The organism is uncultured Phycicoccus sp. (genome assembly GCF_947495705.1).
Classification (GTDB): domain Bacteria; phylum Actinomycetota; class Actinomycetes; order Actinomycetales; family Dermatophilaceae; genus Phycicoccus.
The window spans coordinates 151,277-178,271 of sequence record NZ_CANLZR010000001.1 but is presented as its reverse complement, the minus strand read 5'-3'; the positions used below and the strand labels follow the sequence as shown (position 1 = coordinate 178,271).

The 26,995-nt window shown below is 72.7% G+C and carries 28 protein-coding genes; 8 read left to right on the top strand and 20 right to left on the bottom strand.

The genetic code is table 11. The features are described from left to right. The first annotated feature begins 39 nt into the window (after positions 1–39). A complete protein-coding gene (gene rfbA / locus Q0963_RS00890; RefSeq protein WP_299441099.1) occupies positions 40–915 on the top strand; it encodes a glucose-1-phosphate thymidylyltransferase RfbA in 876 nt (291 codons plus the stop codon). Then, entirely contained in the window at positions 915–1,520 is a 606-nt protein-coding gene (locus Q0963_RS00885) for a dTDP-4-dehydrorhamnose 3,5-epimerase family protein (RefSeq protein ID WP_299441096.1), read from the top strand. The genes rfbA and Q0963_RS00885 overlap by 1 nt, the downstream gene beginning before the upstream one ends. Here Q0963_RS00885 and Q0963_RS00880 read toward each other — a convergent pair. Together Q0963_RS00880 and Q0963_RS00875 are read right to left on the bottom strand one after the other, a co-directional pair. Beyond that, the gene (locus Q0963_RS00880) at positions 1,505–2,122 is read right to left on the bottom strand and encodes a low molecular weight phosphatase family protein (RefSeq protein WP_299441094.1); all 618 of its coding nucleotides are present in this window, start codon (positions 2,120–2,122) and stop codon (positions 1,505–1,507) included. The genes Q0963_RS00885 and Q0963_RS00880 overlap by 16 nt on opposite strands. A gap of 17 nt (positions 2,123–2,139) precedes the next feature. After that, entirely contained in the window at positions 2,140–3,333 is a 1,194-nt protein-coding gene (locus Q0963_RS00875) for an NADP-dependent malic enzyme (RefSeq protein ID WP_299441091.1), read from the bottom strand. A gap of 206 nt (positions 3,334–3,539) precedes the next feature. On the opposite strand from Q0963_RS00875, the gene Q0963_RS00870 reads away from it, so the two are divergent. After that, positions 3,540–3,869 (top strand): S24 family peptidase, encoded by a 330-nt coding sequence (locus Q0963_RS00870; RefSeq protein ID WP_299441089.1) that lies wholly within the window; start codon positions 3,540–3,542, stop codon positions 3,867–3,869. A 44-nt stretch (positions 3,870–3,913) separates the two neighbouring features. After that, the gene (sodN, locus tag Q0963_RS00865) at positions 3,914–4,309 is read left to right on the top strand and encodes a superoxide dismutase, Ni (protein ID WP_299441086.1); all 396 of its coding nucleotides are present in this window, start codon (positions 3,914–3,916) and stop codon (positions 4,307–4,309) included. Between the two features lie 61 nt (positions 4,310–4,370). Here the strand turns inward: sodN and manA are convergent, their stop codons facing one another. The 8 genes from manA to Q0963_RS00825 form a co-directional block, all read right to left on the bottom strand. After that, positions 4,371–5,531, bottom strand: a complete 1,161-nt coding sequence (manA, locus tag Q0963_RS00860) for a mannose-6-phosphate isomerase, class I (RefSeq protein ID WP_299441083.1) — start codon at positions 5,529–5,531, stop codon at positions 4,371–4,373. 37 nt (positions 5,532–5,568) lie between these two features. After that, positions 5,569–6,900: an HD-GYP domain-containing protein gene (locus Q0963_RS00855; RefSeq protein WP_299441080.1), complete on the bottom strand. Its 1,332-nt coding sequence runs from the start codon at positions 6,898–6,900 to the stop codon at positions 5,569–5,571. After that, entirely contained in the window at positions 6,897–8,111 is a 1,215-nt protein-coding gene (locus Q0963_RS00850) for an HD-GYP domain-containing protein (RefSeq protein ID WP_299441077.1), read from the bottom strand. Before Q0963_RS00850 ends, Q0963_RS00855 begins: the two co-directional genes overlap by 4 nt. Before the next feature lie 65 nt (positions 8,112–8,176). Next, positions 8,177–8,341: a hypothetical protein gene (locus Q0963_RS00845; RefSeq protein WP_299441074.1), complete on the bottom strand. Its 165-nt coding sequence runs from the start codon at positions 8,339–8,341 to the stop codon at positions 8,177–8,179. Between the two features lie 294 nt (positions 8,342–8,635). Beyond that, positions 8,636–8,908, bottom strand: a complete 273-nt coding sequence (gene rsrA, locus Q0963_RS00840; RefSeq protein WP_299441071.1) for a mycothiol system anti-sigma-R factor — start codon at positions 8,906–8,908, stop codon at positions 8,636–8,638. After that, complete coding sequence (locus Q0963_RS00835; protein WP_299441068.1) at positions 8,908–9,540, bottom strand: sigma-70 family RNA polymerase sigma factor; 633 nt, start codon at positions 9,538–9,540, stop codon at positions 8,908–8,910. Before Q0963_RS00835 ends, rsrA begins: the two co-directional genes overlap by 1 nt. 112 nt (positions 9,541–9,652) lie before the next feature. Next, positions 9,653–10,285 (bottom strand): alpha/beta family hydrolase, encoded by a 633-nt coding sequence (locus tag Q0963_RS00830; protein WP_299441065.1) that lies wholly within the window; start codon positions 10,283–10,285, stop codon positions 9,653–9,655. Continuing rightward, on the bottom strand, positions 10,282–11,121 hold the full coding sequence (locus Q0963_RS00825) for an SOS response-associated peptidase (RefSeq protein WP_299441062.1): 840 nt from the start codon (positions 11,119–11,121) through the stop codon (positions 10,282–10,284). Before Q0963_RS00825 ends, Q0963_RS00830 begins: the two co-directional genes overlap by 4 nt. 84 nt (positions 11,122–11,205) lie before the next feature. On the opposite strand from Q0963_RS00825, the gene Q0963_RS00820 reads away from it, so the two are divergent. The 3 genes from Q0963_RS00820 to rsgA are packed head-to-tail and all read left to right on the top strand — an operon-like array spanning position 11,206 to position 14,052. After that, a complete protein-coding gene (locus Q0963_RS00820; RefSeq protein ID WP_299441059.1) occupies positions 11,206–11,748 on the top strand; it encodes a DoxX family protein in 543 nt (180 codons plus the stop codon). Continuing rightward, positions 11,735–13,027 carry a 3-phosphoshikimate 1-carboxyvinyltransferase gene (aroA, locus tag Q0963_RS00815; protein ID WP_299441056.1) on the top strand — a complete coding sequence of 431 codons (1,293 nt, stop codon included), beginning with the start codon at positions 11,735–11,737 and terminating at the stop codon, positions 13,025–13,027. The genes Q0963_RS00820 and aroA overlap by 14 nt, the downstream gene beginning before the upstream one ends. Further along, complete coding sequence (gene rsgA / locus Q0963_RS00810) at positions 13,027–14,052, top strand: ribosome small subunit-dependent GTPase A (protein WP_299441053.1); 1,026 nt, start codon at positions 13,027–13,029, stop codon at positions 14,050–14,052. The genes aroA and rsgA overlap by 1 nt, the downstream gene beginning before the upstream one ends. A gap of 34 nt (positions 14,053–14,086) precedes the next feature. Here rsgA and Q0963_RS00805 read toward each other — a convergent pair whose 3' ends face one another. From Q0963_RS00805 to Q0963_RS00785, 5 genes are all read right to left on the bottom strand, one after another. Next, the gene (locus Q0963_RS00805; protein ID WP_299441050.1) at positions 14,087–15,283 is read right to left on the bottom strand and encodes an ABC transporter ATP-binding protein; all 1,197 of its coding nucleotides are present in this window, start codon (positions 15,281–15,283) and stop codon (positions 14,087–14,089) included. Continuing rightward, positions 15,276–16,313, bottom strand: a complete 1,038-nt coding sequence (locus Q0963_RS00800) for an ABC transporter ATP-binding protein (RefSeq protein WP_299441047.1) — start codon at positions 16,311–16,313, stop codon at positions 15,276–15,278. Before Q0963_RS00800 ends, Q0963_RS00805 begins: the two co-directional genes overlap by 8 nt. A gap of 5 nt (positions 16,314–16,318) precedes the next feature. Beyond that, complete coding sequence (locus Q0963_RS00795) at positions 16,319–17,251, bottom strand: ABC transporter permease (RefSeq protein WP_299441043.1); 933 nt, start codon at positions 17,249–17,251, stop codon at positions 16,319–16,321. Continuing rightward, positions 17,244–18,173, bottom strand: coding sequence for an ABC transporter permease (locus Q0963_RS00790; protein WP_299441040.1), 930 nt, complete (start codon positions 18,171–18,173; stop codon positions 17,244–17,246). The genes Q0963_RS00795 and Q0963_RS00790 overlap by 8 nt, the downstream gene beginning before the upstream one ends. A 207-nt stretch (positions 18,174–18,380) precedes the next feature. Further along, the gene (locus Q0963_RS00785; protein ID WP_299441035.1) at positions 18,381–20,036 is read right to left on the bottom strand and encodes an ABC transporter substrate-binding protein; all 1,656 of its coding nucleotides are present in this window, start codon (positions 20,034–20,036) and stop codon (positions 18,381–18,383) included. 239 nt (positions 20,037–20,275) lie between these two features. Here Q0963_RS00785 and hisN point away from each other — a divergent pair, with 239 nt between their 5' ends. Beyond that, positions 20,276–21,058 (top strand): histidinol-phosphatase, encoded by a 783-nt coding sequence (gene hisN / locus Q0963_RS00780; protein WP_299441032.1) that lies wholly within the window; start codon positions 20,276–20,278, stop codon positions 21,056–21,058. On the opposite strand, the gene Q0963_RS00775 is transcribed toward hisN, so the two are convergent. Genes Q0963_RS00775 through Q0963_RS00755 form a run of 5 tightly spaced genes read right to left on the bottom strand, consistent with a single transcriptional unit; the run spans position 21,055 to position 26,940 of the window. Then, on the bottom strand, positions 21,055–21,549 hold the full coding sequence (locus Q0963_RS00775; RefSeq protein WP_299441029.1) for a methylated-DNA--[protein]-cysteine S-methyltransferase: 495 nt from the start codon (positions 21,547–21,549) through the stop codon (positions 21,055–21,057). The two genes, hisN and Q0963_RS00775, sit on opposite strands and share 4 nt — an antisense overlap. A 7-nt stretch (positions 21,550–21,556) precedes the next feature. Continuing rightward, the gene (locus Q0963_RS00770) at positions 21,557–22,903 is read right to left on the bottom strand and encodes a pitrilysin family protein (protein WP_299441026.1); all 1,347 of its coding nucleotides are present in this window, start codon (positions 22,901–22,903) and stop codon (positions 21,557–21,559) included. Beyond that, positions 22,900–24,192, bottom strand: a complete 1,293-nt coding sequence (locus tag Q0963_RS00765; RefSeq protein ID WP_299441024.1) for a pitrilysin family protein — start codon at positions 24,190–24,192, stop codon at positions 22,900–22,902. Before Q0963_RS00765 ends, Q0963_RS00770 begins: the two co-directional genes overlap by 4 nt. 59 nt (positions 24,193–24,251) lie before the next feature. Beyond that, a complete protein-coding gene (locus Q0963_RS00760; RefSeq protein ID WP_299441021.1) occupies positions 24,252–25,604 on the bottom strand; it encodes an NAD(P)/FAD-dependent oxidoreductase in 1,353 nt (450 codons plus the stop codon). Between the two features lie 46 nt (positions 25,605–25,650). Continuing rightward, positions 25,651–26,940: an FAD-dependent monooxygenase gene (locus Q0963_RS00755; RefSeq protein ID WP_299441018.1), complete on the bottom strand. Its 1,290-nt coding sequence runs from the start codon at positions 26,938–26,940 to the stop codon at positions 25,651–25,653. Positions 26,941–26,995: the final 55 nt, after the last annotated feature.

The following is a 26,995-nucleotide window of genomic DNA, read 5'->3' as shown; positions in this document are numbered from 1 at the left end:
GCCCGCCGCGCCCCGCACCGACGGTTAGGCTCGCGAGCCATGAAGGGCATCGTCCTCGCCGGCGGATCGGGAACCCGGCTGCACCCCATCACCCTCGGGGTGTCCAAGCAGCTCATGCCGATCTACGACAAGCCGATGGTCTACTACCCGCTGTCGACGCTGATGATGGCCGGCATCCGCGAGATCCTCGTCATCACGACCCCCGAGGACGCCGACCAGTTCCGGCGCCTCCTCGGCGACGGGTCGCGCTGGGGCATCGAGCTCTCCTACGCCGTCCAGCCCCGGCCCGAGGGGCTCGCCCAGGCCTTCGTCATCGGGGCGGACTTCATCGGCGACGACAGCGTGGCGCTCGTCCTCGGCGACAACATCTTCTACGGCACCGGGCTCGGCACCGCGCTGCGCCGCCTCACCGACGTCCGCGGCGGCCACATCTTCGCCTACCACGTGGGCCACCCCTCGGCCTACGGCGTCGTCGAGTTCGCCGACGACGGCACGGTGCTCAGCATCGAGGAGAAGCCCGAGCGTCCCCGCTCGGACTTCGCCGTCCCCGGGCTCTACTTCTACGACAACGACGTCGTCGACATCGCCCGCTCGCTCACCCCGAGCGGCCGCGGCGAGCTCGAGATCACCGCGGTCAACGACGCCTACCTCCGGCGTGGCGACCTCGCGGTCACCGTCCTCCCCCGCGGCACGGCCTGGCTCGACACCGGCACCTTCGAGGGGCTCATGGACGCCAGCCAGTTCGTCCACGTCGTCGAGGCGCGGCAGGGGCAGAAGGTCGGCTGCGTCGAGGAGATCGCGTGGCGGGCCGGCTGGATCGACGACGACGCGCTGCGGGCCCTCGGCGCGGACCTCGCGAAGTCCGGCTACGGCGACTACCTCCTCTCCTGTCTCGCGCGGGGGCGGACCCGCTGATGGAGGTCCGCCCGCTCGCCATCCCCGGGGCCTTCGTCGTCACCCCGCGCCAGCACGCCGACGCCCGGGGGGTCTTCCTCGAGTCCTTCCGCGGCGACGTCCTGGCCGGCCACCTCGGGCATCGCCCCGACATCGTCCAGACCAACGTGTCGGTGTCCGCGCGCGGCACGGTGCGCGGCGTGCACCTCGCCGACGTGCCCCCCGGCCAGGCGAAGTACGTCACCGCCGTGGCCGGCAGCCTCCTCGACGTCGTCGTCGACCTGCGCACCGGGTCGCCGACGTTCGGGCGGTGGGAGGGCGTCCGGCTCGACACCACCGACCGCCGGGCGGTGTACCTCACCGAGGGGCTCGGGCACGCGCTGTGCGCCCTGGAGGACGGGGCCACGGCGCTCTACCTGTGCACGTCGACGTACGACCCCGCGGCGGAGCACGGCGTGCACCCCCTCGACCCGGACCTGGCCATCGAGTGGCCGGTGGACGAGCCGCTCCTGTCGGCCAAGGACGCGGCGGCCCCGAGCCTGGCGGAGGCGGTGGCGTCAGGTCGTCTCCCCACCTGGGACGCCTGCCGGGCCCACGCGCAGGCCCTGGCTCAGCGGGGGAACTGAGCCTCCCAGTAGGTGATCGTGCGCACGGCGTCGTCGAGCTGGCCGGCCATCCGGGCGAACGCGTCAGGGCCGCGCCCGTAGGGGTCCTCGACCTCCGTGACCTGCTGGGGCATGGCGCCGAGGGCCAGCAGCAGCTCGGGCAGGACGCGCCACCGGCCGCGCACCTCCTTGGCGCCGGAGTCGGCGAGCAGGTGCGGCCACGAGTACCGCTCGGCGACCGAGGTGAGGGCCTGGGCGAGGTCGACGATGCCGACGGTGCGGCGGTGCACCGACGGGCACTCCTCGAGGACGAGCTCGCGGTGGCGACCGCTCATGACGAGGACGAACGCCTGCTGGGCGACGACGGTGCCGACGACGAGGCGGGCGGGCGCCCCGGTGCGCGTGACGCCCAGGTCGTCGAGGATGCTCCGCGACCCGGGGTCCATGGGGCGGCCCACGAGCGCGTGGGTGCCGGCGCTCGTGACCTCGAAGGCCCCCGGACGAGCCCACTCGAGCCCGTCCTGGAGGAGCACGGCGGCGTACGGCGAGCGGCAGATGTTGCCGGTGCACACGGTGAGCAGGCGGACCGGCTCGGCCTCGGCGGAGGTGGGGGCGTCGCTCATGGTCCGGTCAGCCTAGGTCACCCTCCGGCCGGCCGGCCCGGACGCGCCCGGACCGGGGCCAGGCCGCGGACGGCCTCGGCCACCGCCTCGGCGACCCCGGGGTCGAACACCGACGGCACGATGCGCTCCGCGGTGGGGGCCTCGACGATGTCGGCGATGGCCCGGGCCGCGGCGAGCTTCATCGCCTCGGTGATCCGCGAGGCCCCGGCGTCGAGCGCGCCCCGGAAGATGCCCGGGAACGCGAGGACGTTGTTGATCTGGTTCGGGAAGTCCGAGCGCCCGGTCGCGACGACCGCCGCGTGCCGGTGGGCGAGGTCGGGGTGCACCTCGGGCGTCGGGTTGGCCAGGGCGAAGACGATCCCTCCGGGTGCCATCGAGGCGACCTCGGCCTCGGGCACCGTGCCTCCGGACACCCCGATGTAGCAGTCGGCTCCGGCGAGGGCCACCCCGAGCGGGCCGGTGAGCCCCCGCGGGTTCGTCGACACGGCGAGGCGCTGCTTGTGCTCCCCGAGGTCGGGCCGGGCCGGGTGGACGATGCCTCGCGAGTCGCACACGACGACGTCGCGGACACCGGCGCGCTGCAGGAGCCGGGTGACGGCGACCCCCGCGGCCCCGGCACCCGCGACGACGACCCGGAGGTCGGCGAGCTGGCGACCGAGCACCCGGACGGCGTTGTGCAGGCCCGCGAGGACGACGATGGCGGTCCCGTGCTGGTCGTCGTGGAAGACCGGGATGTCGAGCCGCTCCTTGAGCTGCTCCTCGATCTCGAAGCACCGCGGCGCCGAGATGTCCTCGAGGTTGATGCCGCCGTACGAGGGTGCGATGCGGGCGATGGCCTCGACGAGCTCCTCGACCGTCCCGGTCTCCATGACGACCGGCACGGCGTCGATCCCCGCGAAGTGCTTGAACAGCACCGCCTTGCCCTCCATCACGGGCATGGCCCCGAGCGGGCCGATGTCGCCGAGACCGAGCACCGCGGTCCCGTCGCTGATGACCGCGACCGTGTTGCCGCGGGCGGTGTAGCGGGCCGCGAGGGTCGGGTCCGCGGCGATCGCGAGCGAGACCTCCGCCACCCCCGGGGTGTAGAGCAGCGACAGGTCCTCACGTCCGCGCAGCGGCTGGGTGGCGTGTACACCCAGCTTGCCGCCCTCGTGGGCCCGGAAGACCGGGCTCTCCGGGTCGAAGGACGGCAGCACGGGGGACGCGGACACGGGAGTCTCCTCGGGGGGACGACGAGCGGCACCACGCTGCGCGCGCGATGCGGCGGAGGGGAGTCTGGGTGCGGCCCGAGGGAGGGTGCGTCTCGGTCGTCGCGGGGCGGGGGTGGCCGCCGGAGGCCCTCATTCTGGCACAGCGCCCTCGCGGGCCGCCGACCTCGTGGTGTGACGCACGTCGCGCCGATGGCAGGATCGCTGCCATGCCCGGACGCCGCGCCCTCGTGCTCGTCCGGGTCCGGGGCCGCTCGATGCTGCCGACCTATCGCGACGGTGACGTGCTCCTCGTCCTGCGGGGAGGCCGGCCACGCCCCGGCCGCGCCCACGTGGTCCGGCTGCCCCCGGGCACCGACGGCAGCCCCGGACCACTGGCGGTCAAGCGCATCACGGGCCCGGCGCCCGGCGCCCCCGAGCACTGGTGGATGGACTCGGACAACGCCGCGGAGGGCGTCACCTCCTTCGATGTGGGACCCCTCGCCGGCGGTCGGATCGAGGGGACGGTCATCGGATTGGTGTGGCGGCCGCTGGGGTAGGTTGAGGAACGACCGAAGGTCCCCCGACAGAGTAGGAGCGACACATGCTGTCCCCGTTCCGCATCACCGAGGTCTCTGCTCACTGCGACCTCCCGTGCGGCGTCTACGACCCCGCCCAGGCCCGCATCGAGGCCGAGTCCGTCAAGGCGATCATCGCCAAGGTCGCGGACAACGACGACCCCGACTTCCGGGTCCGCGCGATGATCATCAAGGAGCAGCGCTCCGAGCTCGTCAAGCACCACCTCTGGGTGCTCTGGACCGACTACTTCAAGCCGCCGCACTTCGAGAAGTACCCGCAGCTGCACACGCTCTTCAACGAGGCGACCAAGCTCGCGGGGGCCGCCGGCACCAAGGGCGAGCTCGACGCCGCGAAGGCCGACGAGCTGCTCGCCAAGATCGACGAGATCGCCGCGATCTTCGCCGAGACCAAGCAGGGCTGAGGCCCCACCGCACGACCGACGGCGGGCGTCCCCACGGGGGGCGCCCGCCGTCGTCGTCGGGTCAGCCGGAACCGAGATCGGGGACCGCGACGACGTAGACCTCACCGTCGCCGTCGAGCCGCACGGCGCCCTCACCGGCGGGCAGGAAGGCGGACTCGGCGTCGCCGAGGTCCAGGCTCCGCGACGCGGAGGTCAGCGTGATCCCGCCGCGCAGGCAGAAGACGATCCGCGGGCCGACGCCCGGAACATCGCGCCCGGGCGTGACCCGGTGGAGCAGGAAGCGGTCGGACGCGGAGTCGAACACCTCGACCCCCTCGGCGACGACCCGCCCGTGCCCCGCGACGCCGCCCGCCCGGGGGTCCACGATCCGCAGCAGCTCGGGGACGTTGACCTCCTTCGAGGTGAGGCCGGCCCGCACGACGTTGTCGGAGTTCGCGAGCACCTCGACGCCGAGCCCGCGCACGTAGGAGTGCAGCACCCCGGCCGCGACGTCGATGTACTCCCCCGGCGCGAGCACCCGGTGGTGCATGAGGAGGAGGACGACGAGCCCGATGTCGTCGGGGTGCATCTCGGCGACCTCGACGACCGTCGCGGCCGCGACCCCGATCTCGTCGGCACGACCCGAGAGCCGGACACACGCGGCCACGACCTCGCGGACGAAGCCCGCGACCTCGGCCTCGGGGGTGGCGAGCACCGCGCTCAGGACGGCGTGCGCGGGGTCGTCGGCGTCCTGCCCGGCGGCGACCGCCGCGCTGAACGCGGGCACCGCGAGCCGCCGCCCGATCTCGGCGACGACGGCCGGCTCCCGCATCCCGACGAAGACCTCGAAGGGGGCGATGGCGAGTAGCAGCTCGGGCTTGGCGGAGTCGTCGACGTACACCGCGTCGCCGGTCGTGGCCCGCACCTCGCGGGCCTGCTCGGCGCTGGGATGCACCTGGATCGAGATGGCCCGGCCGGGGGCGAGCACCTTGAGGAGGAACGGGAGCCGGTGACCGTGCCGGGCCACGCACTCCTGGCCGAGCTCGCGGGCGGGGTCCTGCGCGACGACCGCGGCGAGGTGCGGTGAGCCCTCGCGGTCGGTGCCGGAGGGGCCGCTCTCGTGCGCGCCCATCCACAGCTCGGACTCCGGCTCCGCGGTGGGGGCGGCGCGACCCTGCAGGCTCGCGATGGCGACGCGCGATCCCCACGCGTCGTGGAAGACGACTGGGGTGAGACGGTCCACGGGTCCCCTCGTGCTCGCGGCGGTCGGCTACGGCACTCTAGCGTGCGAGCAGCGGCTCCTCGGCGAGGCGGCCGACGGAGGAGTGCTCGACCACCCGCGACAGCGCGTCGACGACGTCGGGGTCGTACTCGTAGCCCAGGCCCAGGTGGATGCGCTCCAAGGCGGCGGTGACCCGAGCCGGGTCGGACGAGCCCTGGGTGAGGTCGTCGAAGGCGTTCGCGCACTTGATGATGCGGCTCCCGATCGGCACCGGCTCCCCGAGCTCACGGACGAGCCGGTAGGGCGTGGTCTGGGCCTCGACGTACGCGGCGACGACGTCGAGGGTCTCGGCGCGGCGGATGATCCGCGCCCCCTCAGCGGCGATGTCCCGCTGGTCCGCCGGCGCGGCGAGCACGGTCGCGCCGTCGGGGATCGGGTCCCGCAGCGAGATCTGGCCGAGGTCGTGCAGCAACGCGGCGTACTCGATGTCCCGCAGCTCCCGGTCCCCCAGACCCAGCACCCGGCCCACGCGGACCGCGAGCCCGGAGACCCGCTCGGCGTGCAGCCGCCGGGTGTACCCGCCTTCCTCGGTGAGGACGGACAGGGTGGCGATGAGCTGCCTGTTGGTGGCCCGGTTGCGGGCGAACTGCCCCACCGCGGCGTACGCCATGACCAGGGGCACCAGGGCTGCCGGGAGCGCGACCAGCCCGAGCACCGGGGCCATGAGCGCCACCATCGGCCCGGTGACGACGACCGCGAGCGTCAGCGGGGCCGCCTCGGTCAGCTCGTCGCGCACCGCCGCGGTCCACGGGCTGCGCTGCCGCTCGGCGCGGATGGCGGAGACGAGCACCAGCTCGACGACGATGGCGACGAGGGCGACGCCGACCAGCCCCACGGCGACGAGACCTCGCGCGTACCCCTCGAGCGCCTGGTCGTCCCACAGCGTCGCCCCCTCGGGCCCGACCTCACGGGCCAGGACGGCAGCGAGCCCGACCCCGAGCAGTCGGGCGGCCAGCTGCGGGACGCCGGGTGAGCGGTGCTGGGCCCGGTGCACTGCCGCCGCCAGCGCCAGCGCGACGGTGACGACGAGGGCCACGAGCCCGGGGTCGATGTCGAAGACGGCCTCCCCGTTGATGGTCCCGACGAACGCGACGGCCAGAGCGGAGGCCGAGGCCAAGGGCGCCGTCTCGCGGCCGCTCGGCATCCGCAGCCGGAAGAGGTCGCCGACGGCGATCACCCCGACGAAGACGACCAGGGCGGGTGCGTGTGTGGCGATCAGGGTCCCGAGGCGGCTGCCGGACCCGGCGAGGCCGAGGCCGAGGCCGACGAGTCCGAGGCCGAGCACCGTGGTTGCGACCGGCCTGCTGGGAAGCCGGAACACCGAGGTCACCGGCTGACCTCCTCGCCGATCCGCCGGGCCAGGGAGGCCTCGAGCGCCTGCAGGAGCTCGGCGTCGACGTGCGGGCGCCCCCGGAGGATCTCGATGGCCTCGTCCCGACGCAGGACGAGACCGTCGGGGGTGCCCACCTCGGTCAGCAGGTCGTAGGCGTCGGCGACCCCGACGATCCGGGCGGGCAGGGCGGGGTGGTCGTCGGCGTCGAGGGCGGTGTGGTGGCCCTCGATCGCCGGCAGCGCCCCCGCGAGGAAGCTGAGGCCGCGCAGCAGGTCCGCGCCGCGGGCGGGGTAGGTGCTGAACGAGTCGGCGGCGGGGTCGCCGCTGCGCACCAGCGCGGTAGGCAGGCTCGTCTGGCCGAGGTCGTGGAGCATGCCGGCCACCCGGGTGTCGCTGACCATCTGAGGGCGCAGGCCGAGGTGCTGGGCCATGTGGCCGCTGAGCTCGGCGACCCGGGTGCTGTGCCCGGTGAGGTGCGGGGCCTTGGCCTCGACCGCCGCGACGAGCACCTGCAGGGCCCGGCCCTGCCCGGTGAGCTCCTCGGCGTGCTGGCGGTAGGCCCACTGGGCGACGAGCAGCGGCCCGAGCACGAGGAGGACGGCGACGGGGCCGAGCTCGGCGGGACGCCAGAGGACGACGAGGAGGAAGGCGATGATCCCGTAGCCGATGTACGCGGCACCGGTGCTCCCCACGAGCGTGCGGACCTGGACCGACACGGGGACACCCTGCGCCACCCGCACCACGCCGGCGAGCAGCAGGACGTTGGCGAGGAACTGGACGATGTCGGCGAGCAGCAGCGGCAGCGCCAGCCGGAACACGATGTCGCTGGTGTCCTGCAGCTGGGCGGGGTCGGCCGTCCCCCCGGCGACGAGGAACGCGAGTCCGCCGAGCCCGCTGAAGATCGCGACCTCGGCGGCGTTGAAGACCCGGGCGCGCAGGGGGACGGACCGCCCCTCGAAGGCCCCCATGCCGAGACCGAGCAGCCCGGCGCCCGCCGGGCCGAGGATCGCCTGCCCGGCGAGCAGCACGATGCTGGAGAACGAGAGGACGACGCGTCGCTCGACGACGACGTCGCCGGCCAGCAGCTGCCCGACGGCCAGGACGGCGAAGACGGCGAACTCCCACGTCGGGAAGACGCCGTACCGGCCGATGAGGAAGGCGAGGAGGCCGACCGCCAGGGCGACGACGACTCCGATGTACCCGAGCACGGGCACATCGGGACGTACGGCTCGTCGCCCCGGGGCCGACCTCCTCGACCTCAGCCTGATGGGGCTCAGCCCTGCCAGGTGTAGCCGCCCTGCCAGGTGTAGCCGCCCTGCCAGGTGTAGCCGCCCTGCCAGGTGTACCCCGTGGACGGCTTGGCGGAGGCGGAGGACGGCGCGGCGATCCCCACGACGACGAGAGCGAGAACGGCGAGAGTGGTGCGGAAGATGCGCATGTGCGTTTCCTTTCAGAGGTGAGGCTCCATCACCTACGTGCTCCGGGGCGGTGAGGAGTTGGGCACAGCATCCCACGCAGGGGGATGTGCGACAATTACAGGGACCACATCTGTTTTGGTGTCGGTCGGTTCCAGCACCGTCGGAGAGGTTCCCATGAGCAAGCGCGCCCGCAAGCGCCGCTCGCGCAAGGGCAGCAAGGCCAACCACGGCCGCCGCCCCAACGCCTGAGCGGCCTCAGACGCACGAGGACCCGGTGTGCCGCGCACACCGGGTCCTGTCGTGTCCGGAGGTGCTCAGCCGTCGAGGTCGGTCCTCGTGACCGTCGTGATCCGCTGGACGATCCGCAGCCGGAGCGTCGCGGGTGCGGTCTCCTCGTGGCAGGACCGCTTGACGACCTGCTTGACCGCGGCGTCGAGGTCGTGCTCGGCGAGGCACGGCCGGCACTCCGCCAGGTGGGTCGCCACCCGCTTGACGTCGGCCGGGCTCATCTCGCCGTCGAGGTACTCGTAGATGTGGTGCAGGACCTCGGAGCAGTCGCTGTGGCCCTCGTGCTCGGTGTGACCCATCAGACCTCCTCCGCCCCGACGAGTCCCCGGTCCCGGGCGTACTCGGTGAGCATCGACCTCAGCTGTCGGCGCCCGCGGTGCAGCCGGGACATCACCGTCCCGATCGGGGTGCCCATAATCTCGGCGATCTCCTTGTAGGCGAAGCCCTCGACGTCGGCGAGGTAGACCGCCATCCTGAAGTCCTCGGGGAGCTCCTGCAGGGCCCGCGTCACCTCGGTGTCGGGCAGGTGCTCCAGCGCCTGCGCCTCGGCGGACTTCAGCCCGGCGGAGGTGTGCGACTCGGCACGTGCCAGCTGGTAGTCCTCGACGTCGGAGCTGTCCGACTGCTGGGGCTCCCGCTGCTTCTTGCGGTACGTGTTGATGTAGGTGTTCGTGAGGATCCGGTACATCCAGGCCCGCAGGTTGGTGCCGGGCTTGTACTGGTGGAAGGCCGCGTAGGCCTTGGCGTAGGTCTCCTGGAGCAGGTCCTCGGCGTCCGCGGGGTTGCGCGTCGTGCGCATGGCCGCCGCGTACAGCTGGTCCAGCAGCGGGAGCGCCTCGCGTTCGAAGCGAGCCTGACGCTCGGCGGTCGTCTCGGTGGCGACGTCGACCTCGGCCGGGGTCTCCTCGAGCGGGGTGTGGGAGGTACTCATCGCCTCCCACCCTAGCCCCGACCGCCGTGGGGCCGAGGTGTCGAGCACGAACACGGGCGGACCTTCCCTCGGAAGCTGCGATGACGAGGATGGAACGTCCGCGTCCCCCGGGTCATTCCGTGACCGAGCGCTCCCACCGGCGGCCGATCTCGGTCAGCACTGCAGCCGCGACGTCGTCGGCCCGGCGCTCCAGCGAGTGGGTGCCGTCGACCTCGCTGAGGCCGGCCCCCGGCGGCAGCACCCGGCGCACCTCCTCCGGGGTGCCGAACGGGTCGCTGCGGCCCTGGACGACATGCACGGGGATGCCGCGACGACCCGGTCGGGCCAGCTCGTCGGCCCGCGACCGCTCGGGCCGCCGGGGCGGGTGGAGCGGGAAGGACAGCGCGACGACGAGGTCCGCGCCGACCTCGCCCGCGCAGCGACAGGCGACCCGGGCCCCGGCGCTGCGCCCGGCGACGACGAGTGGACCGACGCGCGGCACCGTGGCGAGGACCGCGAGCCAGGCCGGGTCCAGCGCGGCCGGGCCCGGGCCGACGCGCCTGCCCGCCAGCCGCCAGGGCTGGTCGACCAGGACCACCCGCCAGCCGTGGCGGACCGCGGCGTCGCGCACGGCGGTCACGTCGTCGGTCCAGCGCAGCCCGCCCGCACCGTGGCCGACGACGAGCGTGCCCACCGGCGGGCCGGCCGGGTCCGACGTCGTCGCTCGGGCGGGCCCGGCCGGCGTCGGGACCAGCCGCTCGCTCACCCGGGGCCCCCGAGCACCTCGCCCGTCATCGGGTCGACCACCCCCACCAGCTCCTCCGGCGGGAGCGGCTCGAGGAGCTGCGGGCCGTTGGACCGGCTGCTGCTGACCGCCCGGGACACGGGATAGGCCGTGAACCGGCCGGGCTCGTGCGGGGCCAGCAGCGCGACGGCGTCGGCGGCCCCGGTGGCGGGGTCCAACCACTGCGCCCACTCCCCCGGCTCGAGCACCATCGGCTGCCGGTCGTGGATGCGGTCGAGGCCGGGCTCGGCCGGCCCGGTGACGATCGTGAACGACGTGAGCCACGCGTCGGGGTCGTCGCGGTCGGGGACGGCCGGGTCGCGCCAGAACTCGTAGAGCCCCGCCATCGCGACGCTGGCCCCGTCGGCGCGGGTCGTGAAGAACGGCTGCTTGCGGGGCTTGCCCTTGGCGTCGACGGCCGTGGGCGACGCCTGCCACTCGTACCACCCGCGCGCCGGCACGAGGCAGCGCCGGGCGGCGAGGGCGCGCGCGAAGGCCGGCTTGTCGGCCACCGACTCGACCCGGGCGTTGATCATCCGCGCCCCGACCCGGGTGTCCTTCGCCCAGCTCGGCACGAGACCCCAGGTGAGCAGCCGCAGCTGCCGGGTGGGGTCGACGGAGGTGTCGTCGCGGCGGGCCCGGGTCAGCACGACGGGCGCCTGCTTCGTCGGGGCCATGTTGTGGTCCGGCCGTCCCGGCGCGGGCTGCTGGGGGTTGACGAGCACACTGCGGGACGGCTCGGCGGTGCGGTCCTGGTCGACCTCGAACTCCAGGACCAGCTCGTCCGGGTTGGCCGTCGCGGCGTAGCGCCCACACATGGTGCTCAGGCTACGCAGCGACACCCGGAGCAACTACGGTAGGGAAGGAAGTCCCGACCAGGAGAACCGACCCGGAGGTAGCGGATGTCCGTCGTGCGCCGCGTGGCCCGACCCTTGCTCGCGTCGATGTTCGTCGTCGGCGGTGTCGACCGGCTCAAGCACCCGTCGGTCCGCGCCGACGCGGCCCGGCCCGTCGTCGAGAAGCTCGCTCCGCTCCTCCGGCTCCCCCAGGACACCGAGCTCCTCGTGCGCGCCAACGGCGTCGTCATGGTCGGGGCCGGCACGATGCTCGCGCTCGGCAGGTTCCCGCGTACCTCGGCCGCGGTGCTCGCCGCCACGCTCGTCCCCACCACCGTCGCCGAGCACCGGTTCTGGGCCGAGGACGACCCGCAGGTGCGCGCCGAGCAGCGTACCCAGCTCCTGAAGAACCTCGGGCTGCTCGGTGGGCTCCTCCTCGCGGCCGTCGACACCGAGGGCCGGCCCGGTCTCGCGTACCGGGCGCACCTCGCCGGCGAGAGCGTGCAGCGGGCGGCGCGCCAGACCCGCCGCGAGGCGCGGCACCTCGCGAAGACCGCCACCACCGAGGCGCGGCTCAAGGCCGCCCAGGCGCAGCATGCCTTCGGCTGACTGGGAGGCACCCGCCGTCACGGACCCGGTCGATGCCCGCGTCCTCCTGCCCGGCAGCAAGTCCCTGACCAACCGGTACCTCGTGCTCGCCGCACTGGCCTCGGAGTCGTCCCGCCTGCGGGCCCCGCTCCGCTCTCGGGACACCCACCTCATGGCCCAGGCGCTGCGGACGCTCGGCGCCCACGTGCAGGACGTCGACGACGGCGACTGGCTCGTGACGCCGGCGCCCATCCGCGGCGGCGGGTCGGTCGACTGCGGCCTCGCGGGCAACGTCATGCGCTTCGTCCCCCCCGTTGCGGGCCTCGCCCACGGGCCGGTCTCCTTCGACGGCGACGACGCCGCCCGGCACCGCCCGATGGCGCCGGTGCTGCACGCCCTGCGCACCATCGGGGTCCGGGTCGAGGACGACGGCCGCGGCGGGCTGCCGTTCACCGTGCACGGCACCGGCTCGGTGCGAGGCGGGGCGGTCACCATCGACGCCTCGGCGTCCTCGCAGTTCGTCTCCGGGCTCCTCCTGTCGGCAGCCCGCTTCGACGAGGGGATCACCGTCCGCCACGAGGGCCGGGCCCTGCCGAGCCTGCCGCACATCGAGATGACCGTCGAGACGCTGCGCGACGCCGGGGTCGTCGTCGACGACGCCGACCCGCACACCTGGCGGGTCGAACCGAGCGAGGTCAACGCGCTCGACGTCCAGGTCGAGCCGGACCTGTCCAACGCCGCCCAGTTCCTCGCCGCGGCGCTGGTCACCGGGGGCCGCGTGCACGTCCCGGGGTGGCCGCAGTACACGACCCAGGGCGGCGACTTCATCCGCGAGGTCGTCGACATGATGGGGGCCGAGGTCGTCCTCGACCGCTCCGGCCTCACCGTCACCGGCGGCGACGGCATCGGCGGGATCGACGTCGACCTCCACGACTCCAGCGAGCTGACCCCCGTCGTCGCCGCCCTCGCGGCCCTGGCCGACGGGCCGAGCGTCATCCGCGGCGTCGCGCACATCCGCGGCCACGAGACCGACCGGCTCGCCGCCCTCCACGCCGAGCTGGCCGGCCTCGGCTGCGGCGTCGACGAGACCGCGGACGGCCTGCGCATCACCCCGCGGCCGCTGCACGGCGGGGTCTGGCACACCTACGCCGACCACCGCATGGTCATGGCGGGCGCGGTCCTCGGGCTCGCCGTCCCCGGGGTCCTGGTCCAGGACGTCGGCACGGTCGCCAAGACGATGCCCGAGTTCACGACGCTGTGGGACCGCATGCTCCACGAGCGGGTCGCAGCGGACGCCTGATGGCGAGGTCCTCGCGGGACTACGACGAGTCCGACGTCCGGATCCGGCCAAACCGCCGCGGCTCCCGGCCGCGCACCAAGGAGCGCCCTGCCCACGCCGACGCCGTCCCCGGCCGCGTCCTGGCCGTCGACCGGGGCCGCTACACGACCCTGGTCGGCCAGGGCCCCGACGCGCACGTCGTGCTCGCGATGCGCGCCCGCGAGCTCGGCCGCAAGGGCATCGTCGTCGGTGACGAGGCGCACCTCGTCGGCGACACCTCCGGCGCCGACGGCAGCCTCGCCCGGATCGTGCGCATCTCACCGCGGGCGACGCTGCTGCGCCGGACCGCCGACGACACCGACCCGGTCGAGCGGGTCATCGTCGCCAACGCCGACCAGCTCGTCGTGGTCAGCGCGCTCGCCAACCCCGAGCCCCGCCCCCGGCTCATCGACCGGTGCCTCGTCGCCGCGTACGACGCCGGGATGGAGCCGGTCCTCGTGCTCACCAAGGCCGACCTCACCGACCCGACCCCGTTCCTCGATCAGTACGCGCCGCTGTCGGTGCGGCACGTCGTCACCTCCCGCGGCCCCGACGGCACCACCGGCCTCGACGAGCTGCGCGAGGTCCTCGCCGGCCGGGTGAGCGTCCTCGTCGGACACTCCGGGGTCGGCAAGTCGACCCTCGTCAACGCCCTCGTCCCGGACGCCGCGCGCACGACGGGCGTGGTCAACGTCGTCACCGGGCGGGGTCGGCACACCTCGACCTCGGCCGTGGCGCTGGCCCTGCCCGACGACGACGGCTGGGTCATCGACACCCCCGGAATCCGCTCGTTCGGGCTGGCCCACGTCGACCCGGCGCGCATCATCCAGCACTTCCCGGACCTCGAGCCGGGCACCGCCGGCTGCCCCCGAGGGTGCACCCACGACGAGGAGGAGTGCGCCCTCGACGCGTGGGTAGAGAGCGGCTCCGCGGGCCCGGCCGGCCGCTCCCGTCTCGACTCGCTCCGCCGGCTCCTGCGCACGCGAACGGCCGCCGGCGAGGACTGAGCCCCACCGGCGGCCGTGCGGCACGGTCGCCGCGTCAGCGCGGTCGGTCGGTCGGGTCCTCGACGACGCGGGTGGTGTCCTGCGGCTGCTCGGCGGTGGGGTCCATCGCCTCGGCGCGCGCCGGCGTCGAGCGGTCGTCGGGCACCGGCGTGTCCCCGGCCTCCGAGAGCTCCTCGACCTTCGTCGTGGCGAACCGGGCGTCGTGCTGGAGGTTGCTGACGTCCTTGGTCTCGACGATGGCGCGGGGCTCGGCGAAGTGGCAGGCCGACTGGTGCTCGCCCGCACCGTCGGGCCGCGGCTGGAGGTCGGGCTCGTCGGTGGTACAGACGTCCTGCGCCTTCCAGCACCGGGTGTGGAAGCGGCATCCGGACGGCGGGTTCGCCGGGGACGGCACGTCGCCCTCGAGGACGATCTGCTCCCGCTTGCCGCGCAGCGTCGGGTCGGGCACCGGCACCGCGGACAGCAGGGCCTGCGTGTACGGGTGCGTCGGCCGGGAGTAGATCTCGTCCTCCTCGCCGATCTCGGCGAGCCGGCCGAGGTACATGACCCCGACCCGGTCGGAGATGTGCCGGACGACCGACAGGTCGTGGGCGATGAAGACGTACGCCAGCCCCAGCTCGTCCTGGAGCTTCTCCATGAGGTTGATGACCTGCGCCTGCACCGACACGTCCAGAGCCGACACCGGCTCGTCGCAGATGAGCACCTTCGGGTTGAGCGCGATGCCGCGAGCGATGCCGATGCGCTGCCGCTGGCCACCGGAGAACTGGTGGGGGTAGCGGTTGATGTGCTCGGGGTTGAGCCCGACGAGGTCGAGCAGCTCCTGGACCCGCTGCCGCCGCCCGCCCTTGGGCACGACGTCGGAGTGGATCTCGAAGGGCTCCCCGACGATGTCGCCGACGGTCATCCGCGGGTTGAGCGAGGTGTAGGGGTCCTGGAAGACGATCTGGATGTTGCGGCGCAGCCGGCGGGTGTCGCGGGCCGAGGCCCCCGAGAAGTCCTGGCCCTCGAACGCCACGGAGCCCGACGTGGGCTCCTCGAGACGCATGAGGAGGCGGCCGAGGGTGGACTTGCCACACCCCGACTCCCCGACGATGCCGAGGGTCTCGCCCTTGTGCAGGTCGAAGGTCACCCCGTCGACGGCCTTGACGTGCCCGACGGTGCGGCGCAGCACACCCTTCTTGATCGGGTAGTGCTTGACCAGGTTCTGCGCGCTGAGGACGACCTCAGGCATCGATGACCTCCTCGGCGAAGTGGCAGGCGGACAGCCGGCCGGGGGCGACCTCGCGCAGCGGTGGCAGGTCCGTCCGGCAGACGTCCTGCGCCATCCGGCAGCGGGGGTTGAACGGACAGCCCGGCGGGATCCGCATGAGGTTGGGCGGCAGCCCACCGATGGCCGCGAGCGTCTGGCCCTTCTGGTCCAGGCGCGGGATCGACTCCAGCAGGCCGCGGGTGTACGGGTGCGCCGGGTTCGCGTAGAGGTCGGTGACCTCCGCCTTCTCGACGAGCCGGCCCGCGTACATGACCGCGATGCGGTCCGCGACGTCGGCGACGACACCCAGGTCGTGGGTGATGAGGATGAGCCCCATCTGGCGCTCCTCCTGCAGCTCCTCGAGCAGCGCCATGATCTGGGCCTGGACGGTGACGTCCAGGGCGGTCGTCGGCTCGTCCGCGATGAGCACCGCGGGGTCGAGGGCGATCGCGACCGCGATCATGATGCGCTGGCGCATGCCGCCGGAGAACTGGTGCGGATAGGCCTTGACCCGGTCCCGGGCGCCGGGGATCTGCACCCGTTCCATGAGCCGGACGGCCTGCTCCAGCGCGTCGGACTTGTTCATGCCCCGGTGGGTGCGGAACATCTCGGCGATCTGCCAGCCGACCGGGAAGACCGGGTTCAGCGCCGAGAGCGCGTCCTGGAAGATCATCGAGACCTCCGGGCCACGCGTCTTGCGACGCTGCTCGGGGTCCATGGTCAGCAGGTCCTGGCCGCAGTACCGGATGTGGCCCTGCGGGATGACCGCCGGCGGCATGTCGAGGATGCCCATGATGGCCTGGGCCGTCACGGACTTGCCCGACCCGGACTCCCCGAGGATCGCGAGCGACTCGCCCTGGTTGAGCTCGAACGAGACGCCGTTGATGGCCGTAGCGACCCCGTCGGCGGTGTGGAACTCGACGTAGAGGTCCTCCACCTCCAGCAGCCTGCCGTCCTCGGGGGTGTACGTGAACTCCCCCTGGGACCTGGTCTTCGTGCTCTGCGTCGTCATGGTCGTCACCGGTTCTTCGGGTCGAGGGCGTCACGCACGGCATCACCGAGCATGATGAACGCCAGGACGGCCAGGGACAGGAACAGGCTCGGGAAGAACAGCATGTGCGGCGTGGTCCGCAGGCCGACGATCGCCGAGCTGATGTCGATGCCCCAGGAGATCGCCGGAGCCTGGAGGCCGATCCCGAGGAAGGACAGGGTCGCCTCGGCCGCGATGTAGGCACCGAGGTTGATCGTCGCGACGACGATCATCGGGGCGAGCGCGTTCGGGAGGATGTGCGAGCCGATGACGCGCAGCGGGCTCGCGCCCAGCGCGCGGGCGGCCTGCACGTAGTCGTTCGGCTTCACCTGGATGACGCTGCTCCGCATGAGCCGGGCCAGGCTGGGCCAGCCGAGGACGACGAGCGCCACCACGACCTTGAGCACGACGAGCAGGTAGTTGTTGTTGAAGAACTCCGGCAGCGAGACGAGGAAGATGATCGCGCCGAGCAGCAGCGGGATCGCGAAGAAGACGTCCCCGATCCGCGAGAGCAGCGAGTCGACCCAGCCGCCCATGTAGCCGGCGATGATCCCGATCGTGCCGCCGACCAGCACCGTGCCGGTGGTCGTGAAGAGACCGACGAGGATGGACGCGCGAGCCCCGTAGATGCAGCGCGCGTAGATGTCGTAGCCCTGCAGGTCGCGGCCGAACCACGTGCCCTCACCGGGCTTGGAGCGCGACTCGGCCAGGACGGCGAAGTTGGGGTCGGTGCGGGTGAACAGGCTCGGGAACGCCGCCATGAGGACGAACACGAGGATCATCGCCGCCGACACCCAGAACAGCGGGTTGTGGCGCATGGCACGCCACGCGTCGGAGGCGAGTGAACGGACCTCACCCTCGTCGCTGGTGTCGTGCGGGTCGGAGGGCGCGGTGGTCTCCGCGACGGTTGCCTCAGTCATGGCTGATCCTCGGGTCGAGCAGGCCGTAGAGAAGGTCGACGATGAGGTTGACGACGAGGTAGACGAGCACGAGCACCGTCACCGCGCCGACGACCGACGCACCGTCACGCGAGCGGATGGAGCGGAAGATGTAGCCGCCCACGCCCGGGATGTTGAAGATGCTCTCGGTGACGATCGCGCCACCGAGCAGAGCACCGAAGTCGAAACCGATGAAGGTGATGACGGGGATGAGCGAGTTGCGCAGGGCGTGCAGGCCGATCGCGCGGCGCTTGGTCAGGCCCTTCGCGATCGCGGTGCGCACGTAGTCGGACCGGAGGTTCTCGACGAGGTTGGTCCTCGTGAGCCGGGCGACGTAGGCCACCGAGAGCGAGCCGAGGACGATCGCGGGCAGCAGCAGCTGGTAGACGGTGGCCTCACCGGAGGTGACGGTGACCGGGAAAAGGCCCCACTTCACCCCGAGGAAGTACTGCGCGAGACCGCCGATGACGAAGATCGGGATCGAGATGACGACGAGCGTCGAGACGAGGACCAGGTTGTCGAGGAACCCGCCCTTCCTGATCCCGGTGAGGACGCCGGCGATGATGCCGATGATCGTCTCGATGAGGATCGCCATCAACGCGAGCTTCGCCGTGACCGGGTAGCGCTCCTTGAGCTGCTCGGAGACCTTGATCCCGTTGTAGGTCTCGCCGAAGTCGCCCTGGGCGAGGTTGCCGATGTACTTGCCGTACTGGATCGGCAGCGGGTCGTTGAGGTTGTACTTCTCCTCGAACGCGGCCGCGTAGGCCGCGGGGCACGGGCGCTCGCCGCACTTGCCGGCCAGCGGGTCGCCCGGGAGGGCGAAGACCATCGCGAAGATGAGGAACGTCGCGCCGAGCAGGACCGGGATCATCTGGAGAACCCGTCTGAGGATGTAGGTGCCCACGTCACCTCCTGAGTTCTCTGGCCACCAGCGTCTACGGCGGCGGGGACGGATGTACCGGTGATGAACCTAAACCATGCGGGGCCGTGCGGTGCACCGGGGCGCGCCCGATGCGTCCTCCACGGCCCGGGCACGGCCGTCGGCCTGCCAGCGGATGGCTGACAGGCCGACGGCTCGTGCGTGGGCGGGGAACCTGTCGGTCCCCCTACCTCACTTGAGGGAGACCTGCGTGTAGTCGACCGTCCCGAAGGCGGTGATCTTCACACCGGTGACCTTGTCCGACCAACCCATGGTGGTCTTGCCGTAGTACATGGGGATCTGCGGCATGTCCGCCGCGAGGAGAGCCTCAGCCTGCTGGTACAGGGAGTTGGCCTCGGCCTCGTCGGTGGCCGCAGCGGCCTGGTCGAGCAGCTTGTCGAACTCCGGGTTCGAGTAGTTGCCGTCGTTCGAGGACGCGCCCGTCTTGAGGAGCGGAGCGAGGAAGTTCTCGATCGACGGGTAGTCCATCTGCCAGCCGGTACGGAACATGCCCTTCATCTTCTCGTCGCCGATCTGGGCGCGGAAGGTGGCGAAGTCGACGACACCGGTCGCGACGCAGTCGACACCGAGAGCCTGCTTGATGCTGTTGCAGGTGGCCTCGGTCCACTCCTTGTGGCCGCCGTCCGCGTTGTAGGACAGCGTGATCTTGTCACCCTTGAAGCCGCCGGCCTCGTCGAGCAGGGCCTTGGCCTTCTCGGGGTCGTAGACGCAGTTCTCGCCACACTGGTCGGCCTTGTAGCCGTCGACCACCGGGGAGACCCAGCCCGTCGCGGGGACGCGGGTGTTGTTGAAGATCTGCTGGTTGATCGTCTCGCGGTCGATCGCCATCGAGATCGCTGCGCGGACCTTGGGGTCGGCGTAGTTCGGGTCGACCTTGGTCGGCGCGAAGGTGATCGTCTGGATGACGCCGGTCTCCTTCTGGGCGTTGCGCTCAGGGAGGTCCGACTTGTACTTGTCGTCGATCAGGGCGCTGGCCGGGATCGAGGTGACGATGTCCAGGTTGTTGGCGAGGACGTCGTTGTACGCCGGGTCGACCTCCTGGTAGATCTTGAAGGTGATCTTGTCGACCTTGCCGGCCCAGTCGCCCGCGTAGTCGGCGTTCTTCGAGAGAACGATCGACTGCTCCTTGTTCCAGGCGTCCAGCTTGTAGGGGCCGGTGCCGATCGGCTTGTCGCCGAAGGCCTCGGGGTCGGCGAAGAAGGCGTCGGGCAGCGCCGCGAAGGCGGTGTAGCCGAGCCGGACCGGGAGGTTCGAGACCTTCTCGGTGGTCTTCACGGTGAAGGTGTAGTCGTCGACCACGGCCAGACCGGTGAGCGTCTCGGCCGAGGGCTTGCCGTCGCCCGCGCACGGGTCGTCGCCGTCACCGGTGCACTGGAGGTCGCCGAAGCCCTCGACGGGCTCGAAGAAGTAGCCGTTGTACATGCCGTTGGGGCCGTACGCGGCGTAGTTCCAGGCGTCGACGAAGTTCTTCGCCTTGAGCTCGGTCCCGTCGTGGAACTTGATGCCCTGCTTCACCTTGATGGTGAAGTTCTGGTTGTCCTCGGTCTCGATCGACTCCGCCTGGTCGTTCTCCGGCTTGGCCGTGTCGGCGTCGTAGTGGACGAGCTTCGAGAAGACCTGGTCGAGCACGTCGCCGCCACAGGTCTCACCCGTGTTCTGCGGAACGAGCGGGTTCTGCGGGTTGCAGCCGAAGACGGTGATCTCGCCGCCGGCCTGGCCCTCCGCGGGCGTGGTGTTGTCGTCGCTGCTGCCCCCGCCGCACCCGGCGGCGAGAAGAGCAACGGCAGACATGGCCGCGACGGCGACCGTGCGAGTGGTTCCTCGCATGGATGTCCTCCTACGTGAATGTGGTCATGCCATCCGTTGTCGGATGGCCATCTCCATGAGGTGCCCCCGATCGGGTGCAACCCGGCGCGACGCCACAGTGGGCGTGCTCGGTCCACCTAAGCCCACGCGACGGCTCCAGGGAAGTTCCTCGGCGCGCCGAGACCCGATTGTGACCGAAGCGCGACCGGATCGACGCCGGGGCCGCAAGATCTTCGGCCGCAGCCGGTACGGTGAGGCGCGTGCCCGGCTACGACGACGACCTCCGCTTGGCCCACGTCCTCGCCGACGCGGTCGAGCGGGTCACGATCGGGCGCTTCCGCGCCGAGGACCTGCGCGTCGAGACCAAGCCCGACCTCACCCTCGTCAGCGACGCCGACCGCGACGCCGAGGAGCTCGTCCGCTCCCAGCTCAAGCGCACCCGTCCCCGCGACGCGGTCATCGGCGAGGAGATGCCGAACACCGGCTCCGGCAGCCGCCAGTGGGTCATCGACCCCATCGACGGCACCCACAACTTCGTCCGCGGCGTCCCGGTCTGGGGCACCCTCATCGCACTCGTCGACGACGGGGCCCCGGTCATCGGGCTCGTCGCGGCACCGGCCCTCGGCCGGCGGTGGTGGGCGGCCCTGGGGTCCGGGGCCTGGGCCGGGCGCAGCCTCACGAGCGCCAAGCAGATCCACGTCTCGGGGGTCTCCCGGCTCGCCGACGCGTCGATGTCCATCTCCAGCATGACCTCGTGGGACGCGGTCGGCCGGCTCGACGCCGTCCTCGACCTCGCGCGGGCGTGCTGGCGCGAGCGCGCGTACGGCGACTTCTGGTCCTACATGCTCCTCGCCGAGGGCGCGCTCGACATCGCCGCCGAGCCCGAGCTGGCCCTGCACGACATGGCGGCCCTGGTCCCCATCGTCACCGAGGCGGGAGGCCGCTTCACCTCGCTCGACGGCCGCGACGGGCCGTTCGGCGGGAACGCGGTGGCCACCAACGGGCTCCTGCACGACGAGGTCCTGGCGCGCCTCGGCGGCTAGAAGAGCGCGTCCTGGTCCGCTGCGGTCGCCACGTGCTCGAGGCGAAGCAGCGTCGCCTTGCGGTCGAGGCCCCCCGCGTACCCGGTGAGGGTGCCGTCACTGCCCACGACCCGGTGGCACGGCAGGACGACCGGGATCGGGTTGGCCCCGTTGGCGGCCCCGACGGCGCGCGACGCCCCGGGCGGGAGTCCGAGCCGTGCGGCGATCGCGCCGTAGGTGGTCGTGGTGCCCCACGGGATGGTGGCGAGCTCGGCCCACACCCGCTGCCGGAAGGCGGTGCCGGCGGGTCGGAGCGGGAGGTCGAAGCCCCGGCGCCGGCCGGCGAAGTACTCGGCGAGCTGGGCCACGGCCGCACCCAGCACCGGGTCAGCGGACGGACCGGCCGTCCCGGGAGCGGTCGCGTCGAACCGGATGGCGACGACGGCGCCGGACTCCACGACGACCTCCAGGTCGCCGATCGGGGAGCCGACGACGGCGGCCTCGCGCGGCACGGCGCGCTCAGACGGCAACCGTCGTCACCGGCCCGGGCAGTCGGCGCTCCAGCTCGGGGACGACGGTGGCGGCGTCCCCGACGACGACGACGCTCCACTCCCCCGTCACCGTCCGCCGGTACGCGGCATCGAGGTCCTCCCTGGTGAGCGCGCGGACCCCGTCGAGGTTGCGGGTCGTGAAGTCGAGCGGCAGCCCTTCGAGCGCGAGTGCCGCGGTCTCGTCGGCCACCGCGTCGGCCGTCGCGTAGCGCCCCGGGGCGGTCTTGGCGACGTAGTCGACGCCGGTGCGCAGCTCCTCGGCGCTGAAGCCGTCGCGGGCACCGTCGAGGATGCCGAGGAGCAGCTCCACCGACTCGCCCGTGACCTCGGTGCGCACCGACCCGGACGTGAGGAACAGCCCGCCGGCCACCCGCGGCCGGAACGAGGACCGGATCCCGTAGGTGTAGCCCTTCTCCTCCCGAAGGACGGCGTCGATGCGGGCGTTCGGGGAGCCGCCCACGAGGAAGGACAGGACCGGGTGGGGCGCCCACCCGTGCGGGGTGTTCCGGTCGGGGCCGGGGCATCCGACGATGATCTCGGACTGCACGGACCCCGGCCGGTCGACGACGACGACCCGGACGCGGTCCGCCGCGGGGGTCGGGGCCGCGGCGGGAGCGGGCGCGACGTGCGTGGAGGCGCGCCAGGAGCCCAGCGACTCGGTGACGACCTCGAGGGCCGGGACCCCCGCGAGGTCACCGGCCAGGACGACGGTGGCACCGTGCGGCCCGATGGCTCGGGCGTGGTGGGCGACGATGTCGTCCCGGGTGAGCCCCGTGATCGAGGCGACGCTGCCCGCGGCGGGGCGCGACGCGCGGTCCGCCGGGTCCCACATCGTCCGCGCCAGCTCGCGGGCGGCCCGGTGGGCGGCGGAGGCGCGCTCCTGCTCGATCTCGGCGACCCGGGTGCGCAGGATCCGGCGCACCTCGGCCTCCGGGAACACCGGCTCGGCGAGCGCCTCGAGGACGAGGTGGGCGGCGGTGGCCAGGTGGGCCTGGGGCACGTCGAGGTCGACGAGCAGCCCACCGTCGGACACGCCCGCGCCGAGGGCCATGCCGTGCCGCTCCATGAGCTCGGCGAACTCCTCGGCGCCGTGCCGGGCGGTGCCCTCGTCGAGGAGGCGCGCCGTCATCGCGGACACGCCCTCCTTGCCGTCGGCCTCCCCCGCCAGCGGCGCCGGGACGACGATGCGCATCGACAGCACGTACTGGCCCGGCAGGTCGTGCAGCAGGACGCGCAGCCCGTTCGCCAGCAGGTGCTCCTCCGGTGCGGGGAACGCCCAGACGGGCGGCGGCGCGACCGCGGGACGGGTGGTCATGCGACGGCCTCGTCCCTGACCTGGTCGGCCGAGAGGTAGGCGACGACCGCGCGCGCGTCGGGGGTGAGCCAGCGGCGGGTCACATCGACGACCCGCTCGGCGGTCACCGCGCGCACCCGGTCGAGGTAGGTGTTGACGATGTCGGGGTCGTCGTGCAGGCAGGTGTACCTGCTGAGCAGGTCGGCCCGGTCCTCCTGGCTGGCCAGCGCCGAGAGCCAGGCGCGCTCGGACTGTGCGAGCGAGGCCTCGAGCTCGGCCGCGGTGGGGCCCTCCTCCGCGAGCCGGGTGAGCTCCTCGAGGAGCGCGGACTCGAGGAGGTCGGGGTCCGCCCCGGGCGCCACGTCGAGGACGACGAACCCGAGCGAGACCCCGTCGATGAAGCCCCAGGCGGTGGCGTGCGCGCCGACGGCGGTCTGCTCGCGGCGCACCAGGCGCCGGACGAGCCGCGAGCTCGACAGCCCGCCGAGGCAGTCCAGCGCCACGGTCGCGGCGACGAGCTCGTCGGACCCGTCGGGCGGCAGCCGGAAGCCGATGTGGAGCCGGTCGTTGGGGACGGGGTCGCGCCGCTCGACCCGCACCGGCGCCTCGAGCGGCGGCAGGGCGGGCACCGGTGGGCGCGGCGCCTGGGCCCGGGCGTCGAGGTCGCCGAAGTACCGCTCGACGAGGGCGAACCCGGCGTCGGGCTCGATGTCGCCGCACAGGGTGAGGACGGTGTTGTCGGGGGCGTAGTACCGGCGGTAGAAGGCGTGGACGTCCTCGAGGCTCGCGGCGTCGAGGTCCTCCATCGACCCGATGGTCGGGTGGTGGTACGGGTGGCCCGCGGGGAACACCGCGGCGTACAGGTCGGTCAGCGCGTTGCCGTACGGCTGGTTGTCGTACCGCTGGCGCTTCTCCTCCTTGACGACGTCGCGCTGGTTGTCGAGGTTCTCCTGGGTCACGGCGTCGAGGAGGTGGCCGTGCCGGTCGGCCTCGAGCCACAGGGCGAGCTCGAGGGCACCGGTGGGGACGGTGTCGAAGTAGTTGGTGCGGTCGAACCACGTGGTGGCGTTGAGCCGGCCGCCCTCGGCCATGAGCGCCTCGAAGTGCTCGCCGCTGCGGACCGCCCGCGACCCCTGGAACATGAGGTGCTCGAAGAGGTGCGCGAAGCCGGTGCGCCCGGCCTGCTCGTGGCGGGAGCCCACGCCCACCCAGATGTTCACCGTGACGTTCGGGACGGTGTGGTCGGGCGAGACGACGACCCGGAGCCCGTTGGGCAGCGTGCGTCGATGGATGGGGTAGTCCAGCGGCATGGGCGTCACCCTACGGTCCGGCGGCGAGCGATGTCCCGGGTCGGACAGGTCCGGCCAGGTCAGGATGCGTCGCGCCCGCCCGGGCGGACCTCGTCGCCGACCTGCCGGAGCGCGCGCCGCGCGAAGACCTGCTGCTCCGTGGCGACCCGCTCGGCCCGGCCGCGCCCGAGGAAGCTGACCACCCAGTGGAGCAGGGTGGTGACCCGGCTCTTGAACCCGATGATGTAGACGAGGTGCACGGCGAGCCACAGCACCCACGCGATGAAGCCGTGGAAGCGCAGGCGTCCGATGGAGGCGACCGCGCTGAACCGCGACACCGTGGCCATCGACCCCTTGTCGAAGTACTCGAACGGCCCCTGGGACGGCTTGCCGTCGAGGCGGTTCGTCACCTCCTTCGCCGCGAACCGGGCGCCCTGGATCGCGACCTGGGCGACCCCGGGCAGGTCGTCGAGGGCGATCATGTCGCCGACGACGAAGACCTCCGGACGGCCCGGCAGGGTGAGGTCGGGGTTGACCTTGACCCGTCCGGCGCGGTCGAGCTCGGCATCGGACTGGTCCGCGAGCTGCCGGCCGAGGGGGCTCGCCTGCACCCCGGCCGCCCACACCTTGGTGAGAGCCTCGATCCGGGTCGTCCCGCCGTTCCGGTCCTTGACCTCGATGCCGGAGCCGTCGACGCCGGTGACCATGGTGCCGGTGCGCACGTCGACGCCCATCTCGGTGAGGCGACGGCGGGCGGCGCCCCCGAGCCGCTCGCCGAAGGTGGGCAGCACCGTGTCGGCCGCGTCGACGAGGATCACGTGCGCCTGGGTGGGGTCGATCCTGCGGAAGTCGTGCTTGAGGGTCCGCCGGGCGAGCTCGGCGATCTGGCCGGCCATCTCGACCCCGGTCGGGCCGGCACCGACGACGACGAAGGTCAGGGCGCGCCGGGCGTCCTCCTCGGTCGTCGCGAGCTCGGCCAGCTCGAACGCGCCGAAGATCCGGCCCCGCAGCTCGAGCGCGTCGTCGATCGACTTCATGCCGGGCGCGTACTCGGCGAACTCGTCGTTCCCGAAGTACGACTGGCCCGCCCCGGCGGCGACGAGGAGGGTGTCGTACGGCGTCACGGTCTCGGTGCCGAGGACCTCGGAGGTGACGGTGCGGCGGTCGAGGTCGATGCGGGTCACGTCGCCGAGGATGACCCGGGCGTTCTTCTGCCGGGCGAGGACCTCGCGGGTGCTCGGGGCGACCTCCCCCTCGGAGAGGATCCCCGTCGCCACCTGGTAGAGCAGCGGCTGGAAGAGATGTTGGGCGGTCCGCGCGACGAGCGTGATCTCGACGTCGCCGCGGCGCTTGAGCGCCTGCGTGCCGAACAGCCCTCCGAAGCCGGATCCGATGACGACGATGCGGTGCTTGCGGCCGGTGTCGGTAGTCACGCGTGGTGCAACGAAGAGCGGCCGCTCGATAATCCGCGCCGGCGGGTCAGGGTGCCGCCGTGCTCCGCTCGATGACCTCCACGAGCTCGTCACGGCTCGGGCCGGTGGCGAGCGGAGGGCGCCATCCGGTCTCGTAGACGGCACGGGCCAGCGGCTCGGCCGGGCGGAGCGTGGCCGGGAGCCCGGTCATGGCGAAGTAGTCGCCGGCGTAGCGCCCGATCGACGGCTCCGCCTGCACCGCGTCGGCGATCAGGTTCGAGGTGAGCGGGCGGGTGAGATCGATGTCGTGTCCCTGCCAGCGCTTCACCATGCCGCCGTCGATGTCGACGTGATCGGCCACCCAGGGCTCGATGTTCGTCTCGCACCACGTGTCGAAGGGCTCCGCCACGGTGAGCGGGTCGGCACCTTCGTCAAGGAGCCGGAGCAGCGCCTCGATCTGCATGCAGGCCATCGCCACGCCTCGGCCGCGTGTCGGGGTCGTCGTGGCCACCGCGTCGCCGACGGTGACGAGCCCGGGGGTCGTGCTCTGGCTGCGGTAGACGTTGCGCAGCGCGCCGCCCACGAGGACCTCGGAGGTCGGGACGGCCCGTCCGGGGTCGGTCCACTCGGCCAGGACCGGGATGGCGGCGCAGGCGGCCTCGTACGCGGCGGGCACGCGCAGCATCGAGAGTGCGGCATCTGCCGTGGGCCGGACCAGGACCACGGAGAAATGCCCGCGCTCGTGGAGGAAGACGAGGCACTGGTAACCGTCGAACTCACCCAGAAAGCCGAGCGGGGTGTTCATGGGCCCCGGTTCCGCCCCCGGCGTGAGCCGGTAGGTCCGGTCGATGTACGCCAGCCCACAGTCGCCGTCGAGCCGCGTGGCGCCGCCGTCGCCGCCGCGGCGGGACACCACCCGGCTCGCCCGCCCGGACGCGTTGACCACGAGGTCGGCGGTCACCCGCGAGCCGTCCACGACGACCCCGCGGACCCGGCCGCCCTCGATGAGCAGGCCGTCGACGTGGCCCGTGCGCAGCTCGAGCCCGGGGTGCTCGCGGGCAGCCGTCCGGAGCGCGCGCTCGAGGGTCGATCTGCGGGAGAGCACCGCCTGGTCGACGGGCGTCGCGCCGAGCGCCAGCCACGCGTCATAGGCGGTCGGCCACTCCGCGTACAGGAGCTTGCCCACCTGAGGGCGGAAGTTGTGCGCGTGCAGGAACTGCATGACTCCCCGGCGTCGCCAGCCCGCGGACGTGGGGCCGGGGTCACGGTCGACGGCGATGACGTGATGACCGCGACCGGTGAGCGCCGCGCCGAGTGCGAGCCCGGCCGGACCGGAGCCGACGACGAGGACGGTCACGGTGGTCCTCCTGATACTGTAAGGAAACCTGTCGTATTATGGAAGGTTCCCTTAC

Excerpts from the sequence above, each read along its gene's own strand:
- Q0963_RS00845 (WP_299441074.1), bottom strand. The coding sequence starts at position 8,341 with ATGCGCATCTTCCGCACCACTCTCGCCGTTCTCGCTCTCGTCGTCGTG.
- Q0963_RS00820 (WP_299441059.1), top strand. The coding sequence starts at position 11,206 with ATGTCCGTCGTGCGCCGCGTGGCCCGACCCTTGCTCGCGTCGATGTTC.
- Q0963_RS00835 (WP_299441068.1), bottom strand. The coding sequence starts at position 9,540 with ATGAGTACCTCCCACACCCCGCTCGAGGAGACCCCGGCCGAGGTCGAC.
- Q0963_RS00805 (WP_299441050.1), bottom strand. The coding sequence starts at position 15,283 with ATGCCTGAGGTCGTCCTCAGCGCGCAGAACCTGGTCAAGCACTACCCG.
- Q0963_RS00770 (WP_299441026.1), bottom strand. The coding sequence starts at position 22,903 with ATGACCACCCGTCCCGCGGTCGCGCCGCCGCCCGTCTGGGCGTTCCCC.
- Q0963_RS00795 (WP_299441043.1), bottom strand. The coding sequence starts at position 17,251 with ATGACTGAGGCAACCGTCGCGGAGACCACCGCGCCCTCCGACCCGCAC.
- Q0963_RS00800 (WP_299441047.1), bottom strand. The coding sequence starts at position 16,313 with ATGACGACGCAGAGCACGAAGACCAGGTCCCAGGGGGAGTTCACGTAC.
- Q0963_RS00880 (WP_299441094.1), bottom strand. The coding sequence starts at position 2,122 with ATGAGCGACGCCCCCACCTCCGCCGAGGCCGAGCCGGTCCGCCTGCTC.
- Q0963_RS00825 (WP_299441062.1), bottom strand. The coding sequence starts at position 11,121 with ATGTGTGGGCGCTACGCCGCGACGGCCAACCCGGACGAGCTGGTCCTG.
- Q0963_RS00785 (WP_299441035.1), bottom strand. The coding sequence starts at position 20,036 with ATGCGAGGAACCACTCGCACGGTCGCCGTCGCGGCCATGTCTGCCGTT.
- Q0963_RS00885 (WP_299441096.1), top strand. The coding sequence starts at position 915 with ATGGAGGTCCGCCCGCTCGCCATCCCCGGGGCCTTCGTCGTCACCCCG.
- Q0963_RS00765 (WP_299441024.1), bottom strand. The coding sequence starts at position 24,192 with ATGCCGCTGGACTACCCCATCCATCGACGCACGCTGCCCAACGGGCTC.
- Q0963_RS00870 (WP_299441089.1), top strand. The coding sequence starts at position 3,540 with ATGCCCGGACGCCGCGCCCTCGTGCTCGTCCGGGTCCGGGGCCGCTCG.
- rsrA (WP_299441071.1), bottom strand. The coding sequence starts at position 8,908 with ATGGGTCACACCGAGCACGAGGGCCACAGCGACTGCTCCGAGGTCCTG.
- sodN (WP_299441086.1), top strand. The coding sequence starts at position 3,914 with ATGCTGTCCCCGTTCCGCATCACCGAGGTCTCTGCTCACTGCGACCTC.
- aroA (WP_299441056.1), top strand. The coding sequence starts at position 11,735 with ATGCCTTCGGCTGACTGGGAGGCACCCGCCGTCACGGACCCGGTCGAT.
- rsgA (WP_299441053.1), top strand. The coding sequence starts at position 13,027 with ATGGCGAGGTCCTCGCGGGACTACGACGAGTCCGACGTCCGGATCCGG.
- rfbA (WP_299441099.1), top strand. The coding sequence starts at position 40 with ATGAAGGGCATCGTCCTCGCCGGCGGATCGGGAACCCGGCTGCACCCC.